This window comes from Polaribacter sp. PL03 (genome assembly GCF_033875165.1).
Classification (GTDB): Bacteria; Bacteroidota; Bacteroidia; order Flavobacteriales; family Flavobacteriaceae; genus Polaribacter.
The window spans coordinates 212,013-226,563 of sequence record NZ_JAWZSV010000002.1 but is presented as its reverse complement, the minus strand read 5'-3'; the positions used below and the strand labels follow the sequence as shown (position 1 = coordinate 226,563).

Below are 14,551 nucleotides of genomic sequence, written 5' to 3'. Positions count from 1 at the left end.
AAGAATATTTAAAACAAACGAATAGATTAATTATAATAAAATTATTATAATAAAAAATAAACACTAGAAATGGCAACAACATCAGATATTAGAAACGGATTGTGTATAAAATATAACAACGATATTTATAAAGTCGTAGAATTTTTACACGTAAAACCAGGAAAAGGACCTGCTTTTGTAAGAACAAAATTAAAAAGTGTTACCAATGGTAAAGTTGTTGATAATACATTTCCAGCTGGAAGAAAGATAGAAGATATTCGTGTAGAAACTCATAAATTTCAGTATTTATATAATGAAGGAGAAACGTATCACTTTATGAATGAGAAAGATTATTCTCAAATTCAACTACAAAAAAGTGCTTTAGATTCACCAGAATTAATGAAAGAAGGAGAAGTTGTAACTATTATAATTAACTCTGAAGATGATATGCCACTTTCTGTTGATTTACCAGCAAGTGTTATCTTAGAAGTTACGCATGCAGAACCTGGTGTAAAAGGTAATACTGCAACAAATGCAACAAAACCTGCAACTGTAGAAAGTGGTGCTATTGTTAATGTACCATTATTTATTAATGAAGGAGATAAAATTAAAGTAGAAACTACTAAAGGAACTTACCAAGAAAGAATAAAAGAATAAAGATTTGTAAGTCGTTTTCAATTTTAAATAGATTTTACTTATTAAAATTGAAAACGATATACAATCTAATAGTTAATAATGAAATTCAAGAATACACAAACACTTCAGCAAATTGCAAATCTAATAGATGTAGAATTTATTGGTGATGAAAATTTTAAAATTTCAGGAATTAATGAAATTCATGTTGTAGAACAAGGAGATATCGTTTTTGTAGATCATCCTAAATACTATGATAAAGCATTAAATTCTGCTGCAACAACAATTTTAATCAATAAGAAAGTAGATTGTCCGATAGGGAAAACTCTATTAATATCTAACGATCCTTTTCGCGATTTTAATAAAATAACAAAACATTATAACCCTTTTATTGCCTCTAAAGTTAGTATTTCTGAATCTGCAATAATTGGAGAAAATACAATTATACAACCAAATGTATTTATAGGAAATAATGTTTTAATTGGTAAAAATTGTGTAATTCACCCTAATGTTGCTATTTATGATAATGCTGTAATTGGTAATAATGTAATTATTCATGCAAATACAGTTTTAGGTGCAGATGCTTTTTATTATAAAAATAGACCAGAAGGCTTTGATAAATTAATTTCTGGAGGAAGAGTAGTTATAGAAGATAATGTAGATTTAGGAGCATCTTGTACTATAGATAAAGGTGTTACAGGAGATACAACTATTGGTAGAGGAACAAAGATAGACAATCAGGTTCATGTAGGTCATGATACTAAGATTGGCAAAAAATGTTTAATCGCTTCACAAACAGGTATTGCAGGTTGTGTAATTATTGAAGATGAGGTTACAATTTGGGGACAAGTTGGTACAAATAGTGGTATTACAATAGGAAAAGGAGCTGTAATTCTTGGGCAAACAGGTGTTACAAAATCTGTTGCAGGAGGAAAAAGTTATTTCGGAACTCCGGTTTCTGAAACAAGAGAAAAATTAAAAGAAATGGCAGAAATAAAACGTTTTTTGAAAGACAGAAAGAATTCTTAAAAAATTTTTTTAAAAACAATCAATAAACTATTTTTGCGTAACAAAATAAAATATCAAACCAATGAGTGTTTTAGTAAATAAGAATTCAAAAATTATAGTTCAAGGTTTTACAGGTAGTGAAGGTACTTTTCACGCAGGTCAAATGATTGATTATGGAACGAATGTTGTTGGAGGTGTAACTCCAGGAAAAGGAGGACAAGAGCATTTAGGAAAACCGGTTTTTAATACTGTATTAGAAGCTGTAGAAAAAGTAGCTGCAGATACTTCAATTATTTTTGTACCACCAGCTTTTGCTGCTGATGCAATAATGGAATCTGCTGATGCAGGAATTAAAGTTATTATCTGTATTACAGAAGGAATTCCTACTGCAGACATGGTAAAAGTGAAAGCTTATATAGATAATAGAGATTGTAGATTAATTGGCCCTAACTGCCCTGGTGTAATTACACCGGATGAAGCTAAAGTTGGTATTATGCCAGGTTTTATCTTTAAAAAAGGTAAAGTAGGTATTGTTTCTAAATCTGGAACATTAACATATGAAGCTGCAGACCAAGTTGTAAAACAAGGTTACGGAATTACTACTGCTATTGGTATTGGTGGAGATCCAATTATTGGAACTACTACAAAAGAAGCTGTTGAGTTATTAATGAATGACCCAGAAACTGAAGCAATTGTTATGATTGGTGAAATTGGTGGAAATTTAGAAGCTGAAGCTGCACAATGGATTAAAGCTGATGGAAACAGAAAACCAGTTGTTGGTTTTATTGCAGGACAAACTGCACCAGCAGGAAGAACAATGGGGCATGCAGGAGCAATTGTTGGTGGAGCTGATGATACAGCACAAGCAAAAATGAAAATTTTAGCAGAAAACGGAATTCACGTTGTGAGTTCACCAGCTAAAATTGGAGAAATGGTAGCAAAAGTTTTAGGTAAAAAATAAGAGGTTATTGGTAACTAAATAATCTTTTTATAAAATTGATTAATTTGTTATAAAACAGTAACAATAATATAGAATTCCCGTGAAAACGGGAATTTCTTTTTTATATTTGAATATCAACTAAATACTACAATATGAAATTATTAGAAAATAAATCAGCAATAATTACAGGAGCAACAAGAGGAATTGGTCGAGGAATAGCTGTTGAGTTTGCAAAACAAGGTGCAAACGTAGCTTTTACATATAGTTCTTCTGTAGATGCAGCAATTGCACTAGAAGAAGAATTGAAATCTTACGGAGTTTCAGCAAAAGGATATCAATCGAATGCAGCAAATTTTGATGCAGCACAAGAATTAGCAAAAGAAGTACATAAAGAGTTTGGAGCTATCGATATTTTAGTAAATAATGCAGGAATTACCAAAGACAACTTGTTAATGCGTATTTCTGAAGATGATTTTGATAAAGTTATTGAAGTAAATTTAAAATCTGTTTTTAACTTAACAAAAGCAGTAATAAGACCAATGATGAAACAACGCTCTGGTTCTATTATTAATATGAGTTCTGTTGTTGGTTTAAAAGGTAATGCAGGTCAATCTAATTATGCTGCTTCTAAAGCAGGTATTGTAGGTTTTTCTAAATCTGTAGCATTAGAATTAGGTTCTAGAAACATTAGAAGTAATGTAATTGCTCCTGGTTTTATAGAAACAGAAATGACAGCAAAATTAGATGAAGCAACTGTACAATCTTGGAGAGATGGAATTCCTTTAAAAAGAGGAGGACAACCAATAGATATTGCAAATGCTTGTGTATTTTTAGCATCTGACATGAGTGCTTATATTACAGGACAAACATTGTCTGTAGATGGTGGTATGTTGACATAGAATTAAACTTTATGAAAAAGTTATATAAATTATTATGGTCTCCATTTGTAATTCTAATCTTAATTTATGTACTTTTAATACAAGGTCTATTTTTACCATCACAATTACAATTCTATAGATTTTCTGATGAGTATTTCTATATTTATAAGTATGGCAAATTTATATCTAAAAGTTTATTGTATATAGCTTTTACGTTATCTTTATTTTATCCTTTAATAATATGGTTAAAGGAAAAAGAAAATTTTAGAAAAAAACAAATTCTTATATTCTTAGGAGTAATACCGGCATTATATTTTTGTCTTTTATTAATATTACCTTTTATTTTAAAAATATTTGAATATAGTAACTAATAAATATTAAAAACCTGTAACAATTAAACGTTGCAGGTTTTCTTTTTTTAGATTGTTATTTATATCTTTCACACAAATAAAAAAATAATTGCAAACAACAACCATCTTATACATTACAATAGCACTTCTACTAAGTGTTATAGTTGCTTATTTTCAATACTTTTTTAAAGTGAAGAGTAAAGCTAAAATTAATATATTACTTTTTACATTAAAGACATTTTCTTTATTTTTATTGATACTATTATTAATAAATCCGAAGATAAAAACAACAGAATTAGAAAATACTAAACCAACTTTATCTATTTTGGTAGATAATTCTAGTTCTATTCCTTTTTTTAAGGAATCTGAAAATATAAAAGAATTAGTTTATAAGTTGAAGAAAAACAGTGCTTTAACTAATAAATTTACTTTAGAAATCTTCAATTTTAGTAATAATTTAGATGTTTCAGATAGTTTATCTTTTATAGGTAACCAAACAAATATATATAAAGCACTTACAACTGTAAATAAGTTAAATAGCAATAAAAATGCACCCATTTTATTGTTAACAGATGGTAACCAAACCATAGGTAATGATTATGAATATATAAATTCTAAACAAGTAGTGTATCCAATTGTTTTTGGAGATACAACAAGATATAAAGATTTAAATGTTAGTCAGGTAAACGTAAACAAATACAGTTATATTAAAAATAAATTTCCTGTAGAAGTTATTTTAAATTATGATGGAAATGAAACTGTAACAACTAAATTTTCTGTTTTTAATAGAGGGAAAACAGTTTTTTCTAAAAAGTTACAGTTCTCTAAAGAAGAAAAATCTAAGATAATTACAACTAACCTTACATCAACAAAAGAAGGGGTTAATTATTATACTGCATCTATTCAGAAAATAAAAGATGAGAAAAATATAAGAAATAATAGTAAGAATTTTTCTGTAGAAGTTATTAATGAACAAACAAAAGTATTAATTCTTGCAGCTGTTTTACACCCAGATATTGGCGCGTTAAAGAAAGCAATAGAAAGTAATAAACAACGCTCTGTAGAAATTAAAAAATTTAATAATTTTAAAGATAAATTATCTGATTTTCAATTAATTATACTGTATCAACCAAACAACTCGTTTAAGTCTATTTTAAGCGAAATAAAACAATCTAATTCTAATTACTTATTGGTTTCTGGTGCAAGTACAGATTGGAATTTTATCAATAAAGAACAATTAGATTTCTCTAAAAAAGCGATCAATCAAACAGAGAATTACGGGGCAATTTACAATACTAATTTCTTAACTTTCTTACAGAAAGATATTGGCTATAATCAGTTTGCACCATTAAAAGACAAGTTTGGTGAAATTACTTTTACTAAAGATCATCAAAATTTATTGCTTCAAAATATAAACGGACTTGAAACACAACAACCTTTAATTTCTTTGTTAGAAAAAAATAATCAGAAAGTAGGTGTAATTTTTGGTGAAGGAATCTGGAAATGGAGAGCGTCTAGTTTCTTAAATACGAATTCGTTTCAAGATTTCGATCAGTTTATAGGTAATTTGGTTCAGTATATTTCTTCAAAGAAAAAAAGAAATCGTTTAGAGGTAAATAACGAAAATCTCTACCCAGCAAATTCTATTATTAACATATCTGCCTTTTATACAGATAAGAATTATCAATTTGATGCTAGAGCATCTTTAGAAATTCAGCTAACAAACAAGGCTACTAAAGAGGTTACTAAGCTTCCCTTGTCTCTAATAAATAATTCTTATCAAATTGAATTAGAAAACCTTTCTTCTGGTGAGTATAGCTTTAAGGTAAATGTTTTAGGTCAAAATATTTCGAAATATGGTAGTTTTAAAATAACAGCATATAAAATAGAAGAACAATTTACACATGCAAATGTAATTAAGCTTACAAAGCTAGCTAATAAAGCAGGAGGAAAGTTGTTTTATAAAAATGATTCAGAAAAACTAATTAAGAATTTACTTGATAATAAAAACTATTATACGGTTCAAAAAACAACTATTAAAGAGCAGAATTTAATAGATTGGAGATGGATTTTATTCTTTGTAGTCTCTTTATTTACTGCAGAATGGTTTATCAGAAAATATTATGGTAAGATTTAAAATAGCAATTGATTTTACTACAGATATCTTTTAAAAAGCATGAAATTTGGTTTAGAAATAAAAAAATATATTTATGAAATTTCACACTAGAAAATGGGTAAAACCAGAAGATTTAAATCCGAATGGGACTTTATTTGGCGGTAGATTATTGCAATGGATTGATGAAGAGTTGGGTATTTATGCAATTATTCAATTAGAGATTTCTAGAACTGTTACAAAATACATGTCTGAAATTGATTTTGTTAGTTCTGCTAAACAAGGTGATATTATTGAAATTGGTATGGATGTTATTGCTTTTGGAAACTCTTCTATTACTTTAAAATGTACTGTTAGAAATAAACTTACACACAAAATTATTATTGAAATAGATAAAATTGTAATGGTTTCTTTAGATGAAGAAGGAAACCCTAAAAAACACGGTAAAACGAAAGTAGAATATGTTAAAGATAGATTAAAGTCTTAATAATTTTTAGTTTGTAATTTTCCTTACAGATCATTGTAGAAAAAAATAGACCTTTTATTAGTTATCTATTGATTGATAAACTATTACAGGTACATTTAGCAGATGTTATAGTTTAATTCTTAATAGTGAATTTCTAAGTAATTCTAATAGAAAATTATTAAAACTGCTGATTCGTAAAATTTTATAGGTTAATTTTTATATAGAACATGTTACTTTAGAGTTAGAAATGGCTAATGAAGATTGTACCTATATAGATTGTGTTTCCTAAACTTAAATTGTAAATTTGAATGAATTTAAATAGATAAAAAAATGGCAAATAATCAAATGGATATAAAGTTTCCAAAAGGTGGAGTTTTCTTTATAATATTAGCAGTAGCAGTTTTAATTTTATTTTCTAAATCTACAGTAACAATTGGTCCTGGAGAAGGAGGTGTTATTTTTGAAACTTTAGGAGATGGTATTAATACAGAGAAAACATATGGAGAAGGTTTTCATATTGTTGCACCTTGGAATCGAATGATTGTAAGAAAGGTTCGTCAGCAATCTATTTCAGATGAAATGAATGTACTTTCTGTTAATGGATTAGAGGTTAAAGTAAACGGAACAATTTGGTATGAGCCAGAATTGGCTAATTTAGGTTCTTTGATTAAAACAAAAGGAGAAGATTATGAACGTGAATTATTAGATCCTGCAATTAATGCAGCAGCAAGAAGTGTTGTTGGTCGTTATACGCCAGAACAATTGTATTCTAGTAAAAGAGATGTAATTGAACAAGAAATTTTAGACGAAGTAACTAAGTTGTTAGAAGGTCAATATTTAACTGTTAAGAAAGTTTTAGTAGAAGACGTTAAACTTCCACCAACTATTAAACAAGCAATTGAAAGAAAATTAAAGCAAGAACAAGAATCTTTAGAGTATGAATTTAGATTAGTTACAGCTTCAAAAGAGGCAGAAAAAGTAATTATAGACGCTAAAGGTAAAGCGGAATCTAACCGTATTTTAAGTGCATCTTTAACAGATAAGATTCTTCAAGATAAAGGTATCGAAGCTACGGTTAAGTTGTCTGAATCTTCTAATAGTAAAGTTATTATTATTGGTTCTGGTAAATCTGGAATGCCAATTATCTTAGGTAATCAATAAGAAATTATCTTCTTATAATTTTAAAAAAAATCCAACTGATGTTGGATTTTTTTTTGTGAAATATTTTAAGGGATTTAGCCAAAGTTATGTTAAACAAAAAAACAATTGTAACTTATTATAGATGTTGTCGTCTTATGGTTATAGAAGTAATTATAAATAGCTAGTAAAGGATTATGATCTAATTTATTATAACAATTCTAGTGTGAAGTTTATTTAGAAAATAGATATAGAAAAAAAGACTCAAGTAATTAAGAAAAAGTATAATTATACCTGCACAACAACTGTATTTATAATTGTATTTAGTTAGTTTTTAATAGTTGATTAAGGTCAGAAGCGTAATGTTTCTGACCTTTTTCATTATAAAACTTAATTCTTTACAGGAATTTTATCACGATCTATCTTACCTTTCTTTAATGCTTTGTAATTTTCGTAACAATCTAAAACAGCTTCTATCATTTGTAAATCAGATGCTTTTTTGATAAAATAATCAGAGTAGCTACAATCTGTAAGTAATTCAGAAAGTTCTTGTCTATCCATGTCTAGATATTCCATCATTACTTCTCTATCAAATTTACCTGCAAGCATTTTACGCAAATCATCTTCTGTTTTTAATTTTTGAAGTTTCTTTAACTGTTTAGGTTTGTTACCAAAAAGATTGTATAAGAAATCTACTGGCTGAAACAATGCTGCAATAGGAGAGGAGAAGTCTTTAGCTTTAGGTTTACCAATTTCATAAGTTTGTGGTAAGCCATTAATGTGTATTCTTGTAAACCTGTCTTTAGGAACTTGTTTTACATCTATTTCTAAAACACCAATTAGTTTAGTAGATCTAATAACAACTTCTTTAATATTTTGCGGTTTTTCATATAAGGCAATTTCTAGCTCGTTTCCTTTTAATAAATCGTTTGTTATTTTTAATTTAATAGAAGAATACCCTAAATAAGAAACTAAAATTGTATCATTTACTTTTGTTGCTAGTTCGAAAAAACCTTTATCGTTTGTAATGGTTCCAGAAACTGTGTTTAAATTTAATACATGCGCTGCACTTAGAACACTTTTATTTTCTGCATGAATAATTTGCCCTTTTAAAATTTTAGTACGTAAAGTATCTATCTGAGAGAACGTGCTTAAAGAGGCAAATAAGCACAAAATAATTATTAATTTTTGCATGTTGCAAAAATAATGATAATCTTATATAGTTTGGTTAATTATTTGTGAAAGAAGTTAAAATAATAAAAAGTGCGCACGAGAAGAGTCGAACTTCCACTTTCTTGCGAAAACAACCCCCTCAAGGTTGCGCGTCTACCAATTTCGCCACGTGCGCTAATGTTATAAAAATAAAAAAAGCTAAGCGTAAGCTTAGCTTTTTTGTGACCGGGCTGGGGCTCGAACCCAGGACCCTCTCCTTAAAAGGGAGATGCTCTACCAACTGAGCTACCAGGTCTTTTTCTTAAATCGATTGCAAATATACTATCAAACATTGGAACTATTAGCATAAAAATGATTTTTTTTTATCGATATTTGTAAAAAAATAAAAAACATGCAAATTATACTCTTAGGTTATATGGCTTCAGGAAAATCTACCATAGGTAAACAGGTTTCTAAAAAGCTGTGTATGAATTTTATAGACTTAGACGATTACATTTCGGAAAGAGAAAACATGAGTGTTTCAGAAATATTTAAAATTAAAGGAGAAATTTATTTTAGACGAATTGAGAACACATATTTGCAAGAAATTCTAAGTTTTGAAGAAGGTTTTGTACTTTCTTTAGGTGGGGGAACGCCATGTTATGCAAATAATATGGAATTAATAAATAGTTCTAAAGCAAAATCTATTTACATAAAAGCAAGTATTAAAACTTTAGTAACTAGAATAATTGAAGAAAAGAGTAAAAGACCTTTAGTTGCTAATTTAGAAAATGAAAAAATAACAGAATTTGTAGCAAAACATCTTTTTGAAAGAAGGTTTTTCTATGAGCAAGCTTCAATTACTCTTAATACGGACAATAAAACACTAGATGAGATTCTTCTAGAATTAGAAAACAAATTAGATTAAATAAGCGATTGCATCTTTTTCGTTAAACTCTACTTGTACATGTTCTTTTATAGATGTTGACAAAGAGATACCTTTAAAATCTGCTTTTACAGGGTATTTTTTATGGTTTCTGTTTACTAAGACTGCTGTTTTAAATCTTTTTAGAGGAACATCTAAGAAATGTTTAATTCCGTATATTAAGGTAGTACCAGAATTTAGAACATCATCTACTAAAACTAATGGTTTGTTTTTATACTCGTCTACAGAAATAGAGGTTGTTATTGGTAATAATGGTTTTTTCTTATTAATAACAACTTCACAAAGGGTAACCTTTATAGTTGAAATATCTTCTAACACTTCGGCTATTCTTTTAGAAAAAGTATAACCGTTACCAACTATACCTGCAATAATTACTTCTTTTTCAGAACTATTGTTTTCGTAAATTTGGTATGCTATTCTTTTAATCTTTTGATTTATTTGAATATTATTTAATATTATATTGTTTTCTGCAATCATAAATCTTCGGTTGTATCGTCTTGATAATTATCTATATCTCTTCTGTCTTTTTTGGTTGGTCTACCAATACCTTTTTTTCTGTAATAATCTTTCGCATATTTTAAGAGTTCTGTCTTTTCAAACTCTTCTTTAGGCGTTACATCTTTTCTGTATTGATCTACCAATTTGGCACCAACTCTACTTTCTGGTAAACTTAAAGCTTTTATTTGATAATTAATTTGGTTTTTTCTAACCACTATTAATTCTCCACCAAAAATTTCTTTAGATGGTTTTACGCTTTTAGCATCCATCTTAACTTGTCCTTTTTTACAGGCTGTTGTTGCTATTGTTCTCGTTTTAAAAACGCGAATACACCACAAATATTTATCTATTCTCATAAAAAAAGTTAAAATATAATGTTTGTCTTTTTACAAAGGTATAAAAATGGTAAATTGCAGCCTTAAATTTTAAGATTATAATGAATAAAATAAAAAATATTTTTTTACTTCTTTTTTTAGGAGTCGCTGTAATGTATTCTTGTGATGATGATTCTTCTGGTTTTGTAAATCCGTTTGCAGATATTAATTATGAAGAATTAGCTATCTCAGATAATGATTCTCTAGTTAAATTTTTAAAAAACAATTACTATGATGAATCTTTAGATTCTGTAAAAACGTTAGTCTCTGGTAAAACTTCATTATTTGATGATAAAGATAATTTAAAATCTCTAACGGTAATAGATAATGACATAGAACACACATTATATGTATATAGTAGAGAAGAAGGGAAGCCTGTGCCAACAAAAGAGAGTCCTACGGTAATGGATTCTATTTACGTTAAGTATTCTGGACAAGCAATATTAAACACAACACTTCAAACTACTAATTTCGATTCAAATGAAGTTGGTGTTTGGTTTACTTTAAATGCTGTTATTAAAGGATGGACTCATGGTTTTACCGAATTAAAAGGAGGTGAATTAAAGAAAGAGGCAAATGGAGATGTTTTTAACGGACCAATTACCTATTTAAACACAGGTAAAGGTATTTTATTTATTCCTTCTGGTTTGGCTTACCCATCTAGTAATACAAATAACTTTACAAGTAATCTTGTAAATACAAATTTAATGTTTTACATCGAATTATTAGATTTAGTAGAAGATACAGATCATGATAACGACGGTACACCTTCTATAAATGAAGATGCAGATGGCGATGGCGATCCAACAAATGATTTTAGTGACAATAGTAATCCTACTTTACCAGATTATTTAAATCCTAACATTAAGTAGAAACATAATTATATTTATATTAAAAAAGGCTCTTGAGAAATCAAGAGCCTTTTTAGTTTAACTAGATCTATTTTTAGATAGATTGATAACAACTAACATTGGAATTTATTTATAGTGCTGTTAAACGCTGCCAAAATACTTATTATAAGTAATTGAAAGATTATAACTGAATTAAACTTTTAATTTTTTTACTTTAATTTTAACTATAATATCTATGAAGGTATTATAAGAAAGACTGCTGGTTGTAGGTTTTCTATAATCATATCATTTTAGCGCTTCTAAGCAATTTAAAACAGATTAACAAATCCTTATTTAATAGTAATAATTCTAACAAAAAAAGACTCTTGATTTCTCAAGAGCCTTTTTATATTAAATAGTTTATTTTCTTACAATTTTAAAGAAAGACCAAATATTATTTGGTTTGTTCTATTATCTACAGTTAATCCATTTACAAATTTTGCTTCTGTATTAGATAAACCTCTTTCCCAACGAACATCTACACCAACTCTTCCTAATTCTATTCCAACTCCCATTTGAAGTCCAACAGAAAACTTATCAAAATCATCTGTTGTTACATCATTAAATTCGAAATCATCTTCTAAAATATATTGAAACGATGGACCAATAAAAGCATTAGCAACACCTAAAAATTTCTTTCCAATTAAAACAGGAACATCAATTTTCTTAAATTCATAGTCTGAAGTTACATTTTGAGTATTTGTATATTCATTTTTTACTTGTGTATATACTAATTCTGGTCTTAAATATAAACCAACTATTGGTATTTTACCACGAAACCATAAACCTGCATGAAAACCAGATTTAGATTCCCCACCTTTAATTACATCACCTCCTGTTGAAGAAAATGTTGCATCACCATTATTATTGTAGTTTATACCACCTTTTACACCAAAATCTATTTGTGCATTTGATGTCTGGCTAAAAGCAAATGCCAAACACATTACTAAAATTACTTTTTTCATCCTTTTTTTTATTTAAAATTAATATTAAAAACTATCTAAAGATTTAAACGAAATTATTTTCTAGAAATTACTTTTTTAACAGCTTTTACAACTGCAGCAGCATCTAAACCATATTTTGCCATTAATTGTTCTGGTGTTCCAGATTCTCCAAAAGTATCATCTGTTGCAACAAATTCTTGCGGAGTAGGAACGTTTAATGCTAATGTTCTAGAAACACTTTCACCTAAACCACCTAATTTGTTGTGCTCTTCAGCAGTAACAACACAACCTGTTTTAGCTACAGATTTTAAGATAATATCTTCGTCTAAAGGCTTAATTGTATGAATATTTATAACTTCTACAGAAATACCTTCTGCTTCTAATTGTTCTGCAGCTTGTAAAGATTCCCAAACTAAATGCCCAGTAGCAACAATAGTTACATCTGTACCTTCTGTTAATTGAATTCCTTTACCAATTTCAAACTTTTCATCTGCCGGCATAAAAACAGGCACTTTTGGTCTACCAAAACGTAAGTATACAGGACCATCAAAATCTGCAATTGCAATAGTTGCAGCTTTTGTTTGGTTATAATCACATGTATTAATTACCGTCATACCAGGTAACATTTTCATTAAACCAATATCTTCTAATATTTGATGTGTTGCACCATCTTCACCTAAAGTAACACCAGCATGAGATGCACAAATTTTTACGTTTTTACCAGAATAAGCAACAGATTGACGAATTTGATCGTAAACTCTTCCTGTAGAGAAGTTTGCAAAAGTTCCTGTAAAAGGAATTTTACCTCCAATTGTTAAACCAGCAGCAATACTAATCATATTTGCTTCTGCAATACCAATCTGGAAAAATCTTTCTGGATTTTCTTTTATAAATTGATCCATTTTTAAAGAACCAATTAAATCTGCACATAAAGCAACCACATTTGGGTTAGTTCTACCTAATTCTGTTAGACCGTCACCAAAACCTGAACGTGTATCTTTTTTTTCTGTGTACGTGTATTTTTTCATTATAAAGTTGTAAGATGTTGTGTTGTAAATTTCCGTAAAAATAAACTTTTATTTCTCTTAAGAAAAGAAAAGAGAGCATAGAAGTTAGACTTTTTAACATAATATATCTAATACCTATATATTACTTAGATAATTAAAGGTTTTTAGAGGTTCATTAACTCTTTGTAAAGTTTATGAACAGGCAAGCCAACTACATTAAAATAGCTTCCTTCTATGTTTTCTATTCCAATATAACCAATCCATTCTTGTATACCATAAGCGCCAGCCTTATCAAATGGTTTATAATTATTAATGTAATAATTAATTTCATCATTAGAAAGTTCTTTAAAAGTAACGGTTGTTATATCGTTTATAATTTTTTGAAAAGAATTATTTTTAATCGATATCGAAGTAATTACTTCATGTTTTTTACCTGAAAGTGCTTTTAACATGTTAAAAGCATCTTTAGCATCCTTTGGTTTTCCTAATGCTTTGTTTTCTAACCAAACAATAGTATCCGAAGTAATTAAGATATCTTTTTCTTGTAAATCTTTAAAAGCTTTCGATTTTAAATCAGCTAAAAAATCTGTTATTTCTGCACCTTTTAATTCTTTTGGATATATTTCTTCGATTTCTTTTAATTTAATTGAAAAATCGATATCTAAATCTTTAAAGAACTGTTGCCTTCTTGGAGAACCAGAAGCTAAAATAATATTAAATGATTTTAATTTTTGTTTTAACATTTGTGTTAGTTTTTCATTTAAAAACAGACAAATTTAATGATAAATATAAAATAGACTTTAATAATTTTGTTAGAATACGATATGAGTTCAAATTTGAATCGTTTACGCAAATGAAATAATAGAAATATTGTTAATTTTACAATAGAAATTTTAATTATTAATTAATAAATGCAAGAGATTATGAATATTAACTTTGAATACCACAATGTAAACGCTAGTAAAAGATTAGAAGAATTTGCAAAAGAGAAACTAGAGAGCTTATATACTAAATTTCAAATAATTATTAGAGCAGATGTTTTCTTTAAAACAGAAAATACATCTTCAGATGAAACAGGAATGATTTGTAATATTCGATTAAGTGTTCCAGGACCAAGATTATTTGCAGAAGCAAGCAATAGTAATTTTAAAACTTCTATTACAGAGTCTATAAATGATTTAGAAAAACAATTAACAAAGAAAAAAGGAAAATTGGCTAACCATTAAAACCTATTTC

Annotated in this window: 16 protein-coding genes and 2 tRNA genes; 10 read left to right on the top strand and 8 right to left on the bottom strand. The window is 28.0% G+C overall.

The annotated features are described in order from the left end of the window. The first annotated feature begins 69 nt into the window (after positions 1 to 69). The 7 genes from efp (at position 70) to SHK09_RS04235 (ending at position 7,528) form a co-directional block, all read left to right on the top strand. Positions 70 to 636 carry an elongation factor P gene (gene efp / locus SHK09_RS04265; RefSeq protein ID WP_319809538.1) on the top strand — a complete coding sequence of 189 codons (567 nt, stop codon included), beginning with the start codon at positions 70 to 72 and terminating at the stop codon, positions 634 to 636. 78 nt (positions 637 to 714) lie between these two features. Next, the gene (locus SHK09_RS04260) at positions 715 to 1,641 is read left to right on the top strand and encodes a UDP-3-O-(3-hydroxymyristoyl)glucosamine N-acyltransferase (protein ID WP_319809537.1); all 927 of its coding nucleotides are present in this window, start codon (positions 715 to 717) and stop codon (positions 1,639 to 1,641) included. Positions 1,642 to 1,702: 61 nt separating this feature from the next. Further along, on the top strand, positions 1,703 to 2,581 hold the full coding sequence (gene sucD, locus SHK09_RS04255) for a succinate--CoA ligase subunit alpha (RefSeq protein ID WP_319809536.1): 879 nt from the start codon (positions 1,703 to 1,705) through the stop codon (positions 2,579 to 2,581). A 131-nt stretch (positions 2,582 to 2,712) separates the two neighbouring features. Continuing rightward, positions 2,713 to 3,459 (top strand): 3-oxoacyl-[acyl-carrier-protein] reductase, encoded by a 747-nt coding sequence (gene fabG / locus SHK09_RS04250; protein ID WP_319809535.1) that lies wholly within the window; start codon positions 2,713 to 2,715, stop codon positions 3,457 to 3,459. A 438-nt stretch (positions 3,460 to 3,897) separates the two neighbouring features. Further along, complete coding sequence (locus SHK09_RS04245; protein ID WP_319809534.1) at positions 3,898 to 5,925, top strand: VWA domain-containing protein; 2,028 nt, start codon at positions 3,898 to 3,900, stop codon at positions 5,923 to 5,925. 73 nt (positions 5,926 to 5,998) lie between these two features. Beyond that, the gene (locus SHK09_RS04240; RefSeq protein ID WP_319809533.1) at positions 5,999 to 6,388 is read left to right on the top strand and encodes an acyl-CoA thioesterase; all 390 of its coding nucleotides are present in this window, start codon (positions 5,999 to 6,001) and stop codon (positions 6,386 to 6,388) included. 309 nt (positions 6,389 to 6,697) lie between these two features. After that, the gene (locus tag SHK09_RS04235) at positions 6,698 to 7,528 is read left to right on the top strand and encodes a prohibitin family protein (RefSeq protein WP_319809532.1); all 831 of its coding nucleotides are present in this window, start codon (positions 6,698 to 6,700) and stop codon (positions 7,526 to 7,528) included. A gap of 366 nt (positions 7,529 to 7,894) precedes the next feature. On the opposite strand, the gene SHK09_RS04230 is transcribed toward SHK09_RS04235, so the two are convergent. From SHK09_RS04230 to SHK09_RS04220, 3 genes are all read right to left on the bottom strand, one after another. Then, positions 7,895 to 8,698 carry a carboxypeptidase-like regulatory domain-containing protein gene (locus SHK09_RS04230; RefSeq protein ID WP_319809531.1) on the bottom strand — a complete coding sequence of 268 codons (804 nt, stop codon included), beginning with the start codon at positions 8,696 to 8,698 and terminating at the stop codon, positions 7,895 to 7,897. Between the two features lie 70 nt (positions 8,699 to 8,768). Next, positions 8,769 to 8,852, bottom strand: a tRNA-Leu gene (locus SHK09_RS04225). A gap of 47 nt (positions 8,853 to 8,899) precedes the next feature. Beyond that, positions 8,900 to 8,972: transfer RNA gene (locus SHK09_RS04220), tRNA-Lys, on the bottom strand. Between the two features lie 96 nt (positions 8,973 to 9,068). Here SHK09_RS04220 and SHK09_RS04215 point away from each other — a divergent pair. Next, complete coding sequence (locus SHK09_RS04215; RefSeq protein ID WP_319809530.1) at positions 9,069 to 9,584, top strand: shikimate kinase; 516 nt, start codon at positions 9,069 to 9,071, stop codon at positions 9,582 to 9,584. Here SHK09_RS04215 and SHK09_RS04210 read toward each other — a convergent pair. After that, entirely contained in the window at positions 9,576 to 10,079 is a 504-nt protein-coding gene (locus SHK09_RS04210; RefSeq protein ID WP_319809529.1) for a phosphoribosyltransferase family protein, read from the bottom strand. The genes SHK09_RS04215 and SHK09_RS04210 overlap by 9 nt on opposite strands. Then, positions 10,076 to 10,456, bottom strand: coding sequence for an RNA-binding S4 domain-containing protein (locus SHK09_RS04205; protein ID WP_319809528.1), 381 nt, complete (start codon positions 10,454 to 10,456; stop codon positions 10,076 to 10,078). The genes SHK09_RS04210 and SHK09_RS04205 overlap by 4 nt, the downstream gene beginning before the upstream one ends. An 80-nt stretch (positions 10,457 to 10,536) precedes the next feature. Between SHK09_RS04205 and SHK09_RS04200 the strand changes: the two genes are divergently transcribed. Then, entirely contained in the window at positions 10,537 to 11,346 is an 810-nt protein-coding gene (locus tag SHK09_RS04200; RefSeq protein WP_319809527.1) for a peptidylprolyl isomerase, read from the top strand. A gap of 386 nt (positions 11,347 to 11,732) precedes the next feature. Here SHK09_RS04200 and SHK09_RS04195 read toward each other — a convergent pair whose 3' ends face one another. From SHK09_RS04195 to SHK09_RS04185, 3 genes are all read right to left on the bottom strand, one after another. Continuing rightward, complete coding sequence (locus SHK09_RS04195) at positions 11,733 to 12,329, bottom strand: porin family protein (protein WP_319809526.1); 597 nt, start codon at positions 12,327 to 12,329, stop codon at positions 11,733 to 11,735. Between the two features lie 53 nt (positions 12,330 to 12,382). Further along, positions 12,383 to 13,336 carry a transketolase family protein gene (locus tag SHK09_RS04190; RefSeq protein ID WP_319809525.1) on the bottom strand — a complete coding sequence of 318 codons (954 nt, stop codon included), beginning with the start codon at positions 13,334 to 13,336 and terminating at the stop codon, positions 12,383 to 12,385. Between the two features lie 143 nt (positions 13,337 to 13,479). Next, a complete protein-coding gene (locus SHK09_RS04185) occupies positions 13,480 to 14,058 on the bottom strand; it encodes a Maf-like protein (RefSeq protein ID WP_319809524.1) in 579 nt (192 codons plus the stop codon). A gap of 180 nt (positions 14,059 to 14,238) precedes the next feature. Here SHK09_RS04185 and hpf point away from each other — a divergent pair, with 180 nt between their 5' ends. Further along, positions 14,239 to 14,541: a ribosome hibernation-promoting factor, HPF/YfiA family gene (gene hpf / locus SHK09_RS04180; protein WP_319809523.1), complete on the top strand. Its 303-nt coding sequence runs from the start codon at positions 14,239 to 14,241 to the stop codon at positions 14,539 to 14,541. Positions 14,542 to 14,551 lie beyond the last annotated feature (10 nt).

What these genes read in the sequence shown, in the direction of transcription:
- SHK09_RS04215 (WP_319809530.1), top strand. Translation starts at nt 9,069, where the DNA reads ATGCAAATTATACTCTTAGGTTATATGGCTTCAGGAAAATCTACCATA.
- fabG (WP_319809535.1), top strand. Translation starts at nt 2,713, where the DNA reads ATGAAATTATTAGAAAATAAATCAGCAATAATTACAGGAGCAACAAGA.
- efp (WP_319809538.1), top strand. Translation starts at nt 70, where the DNA reads ATGGCAACAACATCAGATATTAGAAACGGATTGTGTATAAAATATAAC.
- sucD (WP_319809536.1), top strand. Translation starts at nt 1,703, where the DNA reads ATGAGTGTTTTAGTAAATAAGAATTCAAAAATTATAGTTCAAGGTTTT.
- SHK09_RS04260 (WP_319809537.1), top strand. Translation starts at nt 715, where the DNA reads ATGAAATTCAAGAATACACAAACACTTCAGCAAATTGCAAATCTAATA.
- SHK09_RS04230 (WP_319809531.1), bottom strand. Translation starts at nt 8,698, where the DNA reads ATGCAAAAATTAATAATTATTTTGTGCTTATTTGCCTCTTTAAGCACG.
- SHK09_RS04205 (WP_319809528.1), bottom strand. Translation starts at nt 10,456, where the DNA reads ATGAGAATAGATAAATATTTGTGGTGTATTCGCGTTTTTAAAACGAGA.
- SHK09_RS04200 (WP_319809527.1), top strand. Translation starts at nt 10,537, where the DNA reads ATGAATAAAATAAAAAATATTTTTTTACTTCTTTTTTTAGGAGTCGCT.
- SHK09_RS04210 (WP_319809529.1), bottom strand. Translation starts at nt 10,079, where the DNA reads ATGATTGCAGAAAACAATATAATATTAAATAATATTCAAATAAATCAA.
- SHK09_RS04240 (WP_319809533.1), top strand. Translation starts at nt 5,999, where the DNA reads ATGAAATTTCACACTAGAAAATGGGTAAAACCAGAAGATTTAAATCCG.
- SHK09_RS04190 (WP_319809525.1), bottom strand. Translation starts at nt 13,336, where the DNA reads ATGAAAAAATACACGTACACAGAAAAAAAAGATACACGTTCAGGTTTT.
- hpf (WP_319809523.1), top strand. Translation starts at nt 14,239, where the DNA reads ATGAATATTAACTTTGAATACCACAATGTAAACGCTAGTAAAAGATTA.
- SHK09_RS04235 (WP_319809532.1), top strand. Translation starts at nt 6,698, where the DNA reads ATGGCAAATAATCAAATGGATATAAAGTTTCCAAAAGGTGGAGTTTTC.
- SHK09_RS04195 (WP_319809526.1), bottom strand. Translation starts at nt 12,329, where the DNA reads ATGAAAAAAGTAATTTTAGTAATGTGTTTGGCATTTGCTTTTAGCCAG.
- SHK09_RS04185 (WP_319809524.1), bottom strand. Translation starts at nt 14,058, where the DNA reads ATGTTAAAACAAAAATTAAAATCATTTAATATTATTTTAGCTTCTGGT.